Origin of the sequence: Streptomyces sp. NPDC002265, from assembly GCF_040296125.1 — a bacterium.
Lineage (GTDB): Bacteria > Actinomycetota > Actinomycetes > Streptomycetales > Streptomycetaceae > Streptomyces.
The window spans coordinates 1-8828 of the sequence record NZ_JBEOWS010000381.1; the positions used below are offsets into that span (position 1 = coordinate 1).

Consider the following 8828-nt stretch of genomic DNA (forward strand, 5'->3'; position numbering starts at 1 on the left):
GTCCGGCCCTCCCGCCGGAGGGCCGGACCGTTCCACCGCCGGCCGGTACCGCTGGTGCCCGTCCGGTCAGTGGGTCCTGGTCAGCGCGAGTGCTTCTTGTGGTGCTGGGACGTCTGGCCGGCGTACTGGCCGGCGGCGTTCTGGTCGGCCGCGCCGGACGGGTCGGCCGCACCCGACGGGTCGGCGGTGGCCGAGGGGTCGGCGGTGGCCGAGGGGTCGGCAGCGCCCGACGGGTCGGCGGCACCGCCGACCGCGTCGCCACCGCCTGCCTGGTCACCGGCTCCGGCTCCGGCCTGGTCACCGGCACCTGCCTGGTCACCGGCACCTGCCTGGTCACCGGCTCCGGCGCCCGCGGCGCCGAGGGTGGCGCCGGTCGCCGTCAGCGCGGTGGTGACCGGCTGGAAGAAGGTCTCGCCGCCCGCGGTGCAGTCGCCGCTGCCGCCCGAGGTGAGGCCGACCGCGCCGCCGTCCCGGGTGAACAACGAGCCGCCGCTGTCGCCGGGTTCGGCGCAGACGTCCGTCTGGATGAGGCCGGTGACCGTGCCCTCCGGGTAGTTCACCGTGGCGTCGAGGCCGAGCACCTGGCCGTCGTGCAGGCCGGTGGTGCTGCCCATCCGGAACACCTGCGCGCCGACCGTGGCCTCGGCGGCCTGGAGGATCTGGACGGTCTGGCCGCCGCCGATGTTGACGTCGCTGGGCGCCTGGGTGGTGGCGTCGTCGTACTTGACGAGGGAGAAGTCGCCGTCGCCGGGGAAGACCGCCTGGTCGACGGTGGCGATCGGCTGGCCGTTCTGCGCGTCGGACCACTGCTCGGCGGCGACACCGCAGTGACCGGCCGTCAGGAAGGCGGGCGAACCGTCGCTCGCGGTGACGTTGAAGCCGAGAGAACAGCGTGCTCCGCCGCCGAAGATGGCGTCGCCGCCCGACACGAACGTCTTGAAGGTGCCGGCGGACTTCTTGATGGTGGCCATGCCCGAGCCGAGGCCCTGCACGGTCGACTCCAGCCGGTTCCACTTTGCACCGGTGACCGTGGTGTCGGCGGTCACGAGGATCTTGTTCGTTCTGGGGTCGACGGCCCAGGCGGTGCCGGGGATGGTGGCCTTCGTCTTCAGGGTCTGCGCGGCGGCGGACAGTTCGGCCGTGCTGTTTTCGACCTGACGGACCTTCGCACCGGCCTTCTCGGCCTGCACCACCACGTTGTTCTTGTCACCGGAGACATCGACGACGTTGACGACGAGCTGCTTGCTGTCGCTGTCGTAGTACGAGCCGGCGAAGGAGTCGCCGAGCAGGTTCTGGAGCTGCGTGGCGAGGTTCGTGGCGTCCGCAGCCTTCAGGGTCTTCGGGGCAGCCGCGTCCGACGCACCGTCCTGGGAGGCCATGGCGTTCGGAAGGAGCAGGGCCGCCGCTCCGAGTGCCGCCACGCCGCCCGCCGCTATCACGGCCTTGCGCTTCGGATTTCGCTTGTGACTCAAACTTCTCGACCTCCTGGGGGGACGGGGTCTGCGCTGCCGGCCGGCAGCTCGTACTGCGGCGCCTGGATGGCTGTAGGTACGGGCGGGACAGGCGGGGCGTTCAATTCCGTTTCGCAACTTCCTTTGCACGGAGGTGAATCGGCTGGTCGACGGGCCGAAATGAGCGGGCTCCGGGAACAATCGAGGCATGACGATGACCATTGCCGAGGCAGACAAGATCCTTTCCGACAACTTCGCCCCCTGGGTCCTCGCCCTGGGTCTGTCCGTCGTGTCCCTGGCGGAGGACCGGGCGACTCTGCGGCTGCCCTGGTCGGCGGAGCTGGCCAGGGAGGGCGGCGGACTCTCGGGGCAGGCACTGATGGCGGCGGCCGACACCGCGACCGTGATCGCCGTCTCGGCGGCGCGGGACGGCTACGGGCCGATGACGACGGTTCAGCAGTCCACGTCGTTCCAGCGGGCGGTGACGGATTCGGACGTCCTGGTCGAGGCGGTGCTGACCAAGCTGGGCCGCCGGATGGCGTTCGCCGACATCACGATGACCGCCGAGCGCTCGGGTGAACTGGCGGCCCGCGCGAGCACCGTCTACGCGCTGCTGGGCTGACCCGGCCCCACACCCCCGATCCGGCACTCCGGGTGACCGCGTGATCGCGCTCCGTCCCGAATGCGGGGCGGAATCCCGGCTTCGGCGAATCTGCACATCCCGTGCCCAGCCGGGTCACGGGCGCGGGCGTATCTGCACATCCGCCTGAGGCTCCCGGGGCTTCGGGCTGCGGAGTGCCCGATGGATGCGGGTCGGCAAGGGGCGGTGTGCGCCGATGCCGTGGGGGGCTGTGAAGAAGTCGCCGACAAGCCGTGCCCGGGCCTGCACCGTTGACCACCTGTCAGCCTCGATTGCGCAGGTGAGGGCGGGTGATCAGGTGGATCGGCGGGCTGTGGAGCTGCTTTGATCCTGGCACCGCGAAAGCCGCCGGGGGCTCCCCGAGCGGGGCGCCCGGCGCCCGCGGTTGCGGCCGCCCCTTCCCCCACAGGGGCCCGCACTCCCCCTTGTGAATATCCATATGAAGGGAAGTTCCGTCATGAACTCCACCCCCCAGGTCGCCACCGCCGAGATCTCCGACGCCGAGCTCGACAACGTCTCCGGTGGTCTGTCCCTGAACGCCCTGGGCACCGTCACCGGCCTGGTGGACGGCGTCGCCCCCATCTCCGGTCTGGCCAACACGGCCGTCGGCACCGTCGAGGGTGTCACCGGCCTGAACACCGCCCCGGTCATGGGCCTGGTCGCCGGTCTCTGACCACGGCCTGCCGCGTCCGTCGGGTCCCGGAGCCGCCCCCCGGCTCCGGGACCCGTCGGGTGCCGTGAACCGGTGCCGCCGGGTGCCGTGGACGGGTGCCGTGAACCGGCTCCGCGATCCGGCGCCTTGAACCGGCGCCGTGAAACCCCCCGACAGGTGAGGGAATTCCGTTGCAGTTCCGCCAACAGGCCCTCGCCAGGCACCAGTCGCCCGAGGACCTCGACCTCCCCGTACGTCTCGCCCGCCCGCAGGGCCGGCTCGTGCTCGCCGTGACGGTGCTCGCGCTGGCGGGCGCCGCCGTGTGGGCGACGACCGGCTCGGTGACCTCCACGGTCGGCGCGCCCGCGATCCTCACCCACGGCGAGGGCAGTTACGTACTGGAGAGCCCCGCGGCCGGCCAGGTCACCGCGGTCCTCGCCACGGAGGGCGTACGGCTGCCGGCCGGCGCCCCCGTCCTGAAGGTCCGTACGGAGCAGGGCGACACGGTCGTCCGGGCGGTCGCCGCGGGCCGGGTCACCGCGCTCGCCGCCACCGTCGGCCACATCGTCCGCACCGGCGAGAGCGTCGCCGTCGTGGAGAAGGTCGCCCACGCCGACGACCCGCTGTACGCGACGGTGTACGTCCCGGCCGAGAGCGCCGCATCGGTTCCCGCGGGCGCGCCCGTCGACCTCACCGTCCAGACGGTGCCGGCCCAGCAGTACGGCGTACTGCGCGGGCATGTGAAGTCCGTCGACCGGTCCGCGCAGTCGGCGCAGCAGATCGCCGCGTTCCTCGGGGACGGCCAGCTGGGCGAGCAGTTCACCGGGAAGGGCCGGCCGGTCGCCGTCACCGTGCGGCTCGACCGGGCGGCCACGACGAAGAGCGGTCTGCGGTGGTCCTCGTCGGACGGACCGCCGTACGTCCTCACCTCCATGACCCTGGCCACGGCTTCGATCCGGCTGGCCGACCGGCGTCCCGTCGATTGGCTGCTGCCGTGACCACCGCACAGGACACCCGGCGCAGGCGCCGTGCCGCACCGCCCGCCCGCAAGGTCCCCCGGGCGGGCGCGAAGACCGTCCGTACCCCCACCGTCCTCCAGATGGAGGCCGTCGAGTGCGGCGCCGCCTCCCTCGCCATGGTCCTCGGCCACTACGGCCGGCACGTCCCGCTGGAGGAGCTGCGCATCGCCTGCGGCGTCTCGCGCGACGGCTCACGCGCCGGCAACCTGCTGAAGGCGGCGCGCGGTTACGGCCTGACGGCCAAGGGCATGCAGATGGACCTGGCCGCCCTCGCCGAGGTGAAGGCCCCGGCGATCCTGTTCTGGGAGTTCAACCACTACGTCGTCTACGACGGCATGGGCCGGCGCCTCGGCCGCCGCGGGGTGTTCGTCAACGACCCCGGCAAGGGCCGCCGTTTTGTGCCGATGGAGGAGTTCGACGGCAGCTTCACCGGTGTGGTGCTGGTGCTGGAGCCCGGCGAGGGCTTCGAGCGCGGCGGGCGCCGGCCGGGAGTGTGGGGCGCGATGCCCGCCCGGCTGCGCGGCACCGCGGGCACCCTGCCCGCCGCCGTGCTGGCGAGCCTGCTGCTGGTGCTGGTCGGCGCCGCGGTGCCCGCGCTCGGCCGTACCTACATCGACCTGTTCCTGATCGGCCATCAGACCTCGCTGCTGGGTGTGCTGTTCACGTCCATGGCGGCATGCGTGCTGCTCACGGTGGTGCTGACCTGGTTGCAGCAGGCGAACCTGCACCACGGCCGCATCATCTCCTCGACCCTCTCCAGCGCCCGTTTCCTGCGCCATCTGCTGCGGCTGCCGGTGACGTTCTACTCCCAGCGCAGCCCCGCCGACCTCGTCCAGCGGCTCCAGTCGAACGACGCGGTCGCCGAGACGCTGTCCCGGGACCTCGCGGCGGCGGGCGTGGACGCGGTGGTCGTGGTGCTGTACGCCGTCCTGCTGTACACCTACGACCCGCAGCTCACGTTCGTCGGCGTCGGTGTGGCGCTGCTCAACGTCGTCGCCATGCGGGTGGTGGTCCGGCTGCGGGCGACCCGGACGGCGAAGCTGCGTGCCGACAGCGCCCGGCTGACCAACACGGCCTACACGGGCCTTCAGCTGATCGAGACGATGAAGGCGACCGGCGGTGAGGACGGCTACTTCCGCAAGTGGGCCGGTCAGCACGCCACGACCCTGGAGGAGCAGCAGCGGCTCGGGGTGCCGGGTGCCTGGCTGGGAGTGGTCGCGCCGACGCTCGCGATGCTGAACAGCGCGCTGATCCTGTGGATCGGCGGCCTGCGGGCCATCGAGGGACATCTCTCGGTCGGCCTGCTGGTCGCCTTCCAGGCGCTGGTGGCCCGTTTCACCGCCCCGCTGACCCGGCTCAACGGCGTCGCGGGCCGCATCCAGGACTTCGCGGCCGACGTGGCCCGGCTCAAGGACGTGGAGAACTTCCGGCCGGACCCGCTGCACGGCCGCGGCGGCGGCGCCGACTCCACGCGCCGGCTGCACGGCCATGTCGAGCTGGAGGACGTGACGTTCGGCTACAGCCCGCTGGACAAGCCGCTGCTGTCGGGCTTCGACCTGAGTGTCGGACCGGGCCGTCAGGTGGCGCTGGTCGGCGGTTCGGGCAGCGGCAAGTCCACGGTGTCCCGGCTGATCTCGGGCCTGTACACGCCGTGGGAGGGGGTGATCCGCATCGACGGGCAGCGGCTGGAGGACATACCGCGCGGGGCGCTGGCCGCGTCGGTGTCCTTCGTCGACCAGGACGTGTTCCTCTTCGAGGGCACGGTCCGCGACAACGTGGCGCTGTGGGACCCGTCGGTCCCGGACGACGCCGTGGTGCGGGCGCTGCGGGACGCGGCGCTGTACGACGTCGTCATGCGCCGCCCCGGCGGCATCCACAGCCGGGTCGAGCAGGACGGCCGCAACTTCTCCGGCGGCCAGCGGCAGCGGCTGGAGATCGCGCGGGCGCTGGTGCGCGGGCCCAGCATCCTCGTGCTGGACGAGGTGACGAGCGCGCTGGACGCGCGCACCGAGCTGACCGTGATGGACAACCTGCGCCGGCGCGGCTGCGCCTGTGTGGTGATCGCGCACCGGCTGAGCACCGTGCGCGACAGCGACGAGATCGTCGTACTCCAGCAGGGCGTGATCGTGGAACGCGGGCGGCACGAGGAGCTGGTGGCGCGCGGCGGCGCGTACGCCGCGCTGGTCAGGGAGCGTTGAGATGACTTCCGTCGCGGACGGCGACCTCGTGCTGGGCGCGCTCGGCACGCTGGGCACGCCGGTCGACTGCGCGGGCCGGGCCCGGCTGGATCTGGCGGGGCCGCAGGTGCTGTGGCTGGTGGCGGCGGGCGCGCTGGACCTGTTCGCGGTCGACGCGGCGCAGCAGGGGCACTGGCACCATCTGGGCCGGCTGGAGGCGGGCGCGCTGCTGCTCGGCCCGGTCCCCGGACCCCAGCACACCCTGGTCGCCCGGCCGGTCAGGGACTGCGTGGTGCGCCGCATCGGGCTGCGCGAGCTGTACCAGCCGCCGCCCACCGAGACCTGGTCGTACGACGCGTACGGCAATCCGCAGTACGTCCCGCCGGCCGGCAGCCCGCTGGAGTACGCCCTGGCGCTGGGCGTCGGCCGGGCGCTGTCCGTCCTGTTCCAGGCGCCGATGGCCACCGAGCGGGCCGCCGAGGACGGGGGCGGCCCCGTGCGGGTGCACCCGGGCACGGCACAGGACGACGAGGTCTTCTGGATGCAGGTGCCGCCCGGCAGTGTCCAGTACGGCTCGCTGTACGGCGCGGAGGCGGCCGCCGACCTGCTGGTGGACCCGGCGCTGTGGCAGGGCATGGTCGACCAGCAGTACCGGCTGTTGGCCACGCTGGACCGCTGGATCGAGGAGCTGGAGCGCACCCACGAGACGCGTACCGCCGCCGGCATCAAGGCCGGTGAGGCGGTCCGCGCCCAGGCCGACCGGACGCTGCTCGCCTCGATCGGCAGGCGCGGGCGGCGCACCACGGCCGCCGACGCGGACGCCACCCTCGCGGCGTGCCGGCTGGTGGCCGGGGCGGCCGGGATCACCCTGGCCGCGACCGTCCCGAGCGGTACCGGCGGCGACCGGCTGGACCCGGTGGAGCAGGTCGCCCTGGCCTCCCGGGTGCGGACCCGGGCCGTGCGGCTGGAGGGCGCCTGGTGGCGGGACGACGTCGGCCCGCTGGTGGGCCACCGCTCGCTGTCGGGGGCGCCGGTGGCACTGCTGTGGCGGCGCGGCGGATATGTCGCCGTCCATCCGGCGACCGGCCGGGAGACACCCGTCGAGAAGGCCAACGCGCAGGAGTTCGAGCCGCGCGGGGTGATGTTCTACCGTCCGCTGCCCGAGCGCCGGCTCGGCCCGCTGGGGCTGCTGCGGTTCAGCATGCGCGGCACCGGCCGCGACCTGACCGGACTGCTGCTCGGCGGGCTGGTCACGGTCGCGATCGGCGCGCTGGTGCCGGTGGCCACCGGCAGGGTGCTCGGCGAGTTCGTGCCGCAGGCGCGGCAGGGGCCGATCGTGCAGGTCTGTCTTGCGCTGATGGTGGCGAGCGTGGTCGCGGCCGCCTTCACCCTGCTGCAGAACCTGACCATCCTGCGCCTGGAGGGGCGGGTCGAGGCGACGCTGCAACCGGCGGTCTGGGACCGGCTGCTGCGGCTGCCGACGGCGTTCTTCGCGGAGCGCTCCACCGGTGAGCTGGCGAGCGCGGCGATGGGCGTCAGCGCGATCCGCAGGCTGCTCGCCGGTGTCGGGCCCACGGTCGCCCAGGCGGTCACGGTGGGCACGATGAACCTGGGGCTGCTGCTCTGGTACAGCGTGCCGATGGCGCTCGCCGCGATCGGCATGCTGGTGGTGATCGCGGCCGTGTTCCTGGGGCTGGGGCTGTGGCAGGTGCGCTGGCAGCGGCGCCTGGTCGTGCTCGGCAACAAGCTCAACAACCAGGCGTTCCAGACCCTGCGGGGGCTGCCCAAGCTGCGGGTGGCGGCGGCGGAGAACTACGCCTACGCGGCCTGGGCCGCGCAGTTCGCGCGCAGCCGTGAGCTGCAGCAGCGGCTGGGCCGGATCAAGAACCTCAACGCGGTGCTGGGCGCGGTCTATCTGCCGGTGTGCACCCTGCTGATGTTCATGCTGCTGGCCGGTCCGGCGCGGGGTTCGCTGTCGGCTGCCGGGTTCCTCACGTTCAACACGTCGGTGACCATGCTGCTGACCTCGGTCACGCAACTGACCGGCGCCTTCGTCTCCACGGTGGCGGCGCTGCCGCTGTTCGAGGAGATCAGGCCGGTGCTGGACGCGGCCCCCGAGGCCCGCGCGGCCGCCACCCGGCCGGGCCCGCTGTCCGGCGCGATCGAGGCCCGGCGGCTGTCCTTCCGCTACGCCGACGACGGTCCGCTCGTCCTGGACGACGTGTCGTTCGAGGTGCGGCCGGGCGAGTTCGTGGCGGTCGTCGGTCCCAGCGGGTGCGGAAAGTCGACGCTGCTGCGGCTGCTGATCGGCTTCGACCGGCCGGTCTCGGGCAGTGTCCTGTACGACGGTCAGGACCTGGCCGCGCTGGATCCCTCTGCGGTGCGACGGCAGTGCGGTGTCGTGCTCCAGCACGCCCAGCCGTTCACCGGCTCCCTGCTGGACGTGATCTGCGGCACCGAGCCGTACACGCCCGAGGAGGCGATGGCGGCGGCCGAGCTGGCGGGGCTGGCCGAGGACATCAGGCGGATGCCGATGGGCCTGCACACGATCGTCTCGGGCGGCGGCGCGATCTCCGGCGGGCAGCGCCAGCGGCTGATGATCGCCCAGGCGCTGATCCGCCGGCCGCGCGTCCTGTTCTTCGACGAGGCGACCAGCGCCCTCGACAACGAGACGCAGCGCACGGTCATCGAGAGCACCAAGGCCCTCAACGCCACCCGGGTGGTCATCGCGCACCGGCTGTCCACGGTGCTGGACGCCGACCGGGTGATCGTGATGGAGAACGGCAAGGTCGCCCAGCAGGGCCCGCCGGCCGAGCTCCTCGCGGACACCGGCGGACCGCTGCACGAACTGGTCAGGCGACAGCTCGCCTAGACCCACAGAAGCGCTCG

The 8828-nt window shown here is 72.9% G+C and carries 6 protein-coding genes; 5 read left to right on the plus strand and 1 reads right to left on the minus strand.

Annotation, left to right across the window (positions count from 1 at the left end; translation table 11 throughout):
- Window positions 1-80: 80 nt before the first annotated feature.
- Window positions 81-1472, minus strand: coding sequence for a S1 family peptidase (locus tag ABT085_RS39770; RefSeq protein ID WP_351619885.1), 1392 nt, complete (start codon window positions 1470-1472; stop codon window positions 81-83).
- Window positions 1473-1659: 187 nt separating this feature from the next.
- Between ABT085_RS39770 and ABT085_RS39775 the strand changes: the two genes are divergently transcribed.
- From ABT085_RS39775 to ABT085_RS39795, 5 genes are all read left to right on the plus strand, one after another.
- The gene (locus ABT085_RS39775; protein ID WP_351619887.1) at window positions 1660-2073 is read left to right on the plus strand and encodes a PaaI family thioesterase; all 414 of its coding nucleotides are present in this window, start codon (window positions 1660-1662) and stop codon (window positions 2071-2073) included.
- Window positions 2074-2548: 475 nt separating this feature from the next.
- Window positions 2549-2764: a type A2 lantipeptide gene (locus tag ABT085_RS39780; RefSeq protein WP_351619889.1), complete on the plus strand. Its 216-nt coding sequence runs from the start codon at window positions 2549-2551 to the stop codon at window positions 2762-2764.
- A gap of 170 nt (window positions 2765-2934) precedes the next feature.
- Window positions 2935-3741, plus strand: a complete 807-nt coding sequence (locus ABT085_RS39785) for an HlyD family efflux transporter periplasmic adaptor subunit (protein WP_351619892.1) — start codon at window positions 2935-2937, stop codon at window positions 3739-3741.
- On the plus strand, window positions 3738-5960 hold the full coding sequence (locus tag ABT085_RS39790) for an NHLP family bacteriocin export ABC transporter peptidase/permease/ATPase subunit (protein WP_351619895.1): 2223 nt from the start codon (window positions 3738-3740) through the stop codon (window positions 5958-5960). Before ABT085_RS39785 ends, ABT085_RS39790 begins: the two co-directional genes overlap by 4 nt.
- A 1-nt stretch (window position 5961) precedes the next feature.
- Window positions 5962-8811 carry an NHLP bacteriocin export ABC transporter permease/ATPase subunit gene (locus ABT085_RS39795; protein ID WP_351619898.1) on the plus strand — a complete coding sequence of 950 codons (2850 nt, stop codon included), beginning with the start codon at window positions 5962-5964 and terminating at the stop codon, window positions 8809-8811.
- Window positions 8812-8828: the final 17 nt, after the last annotated feature.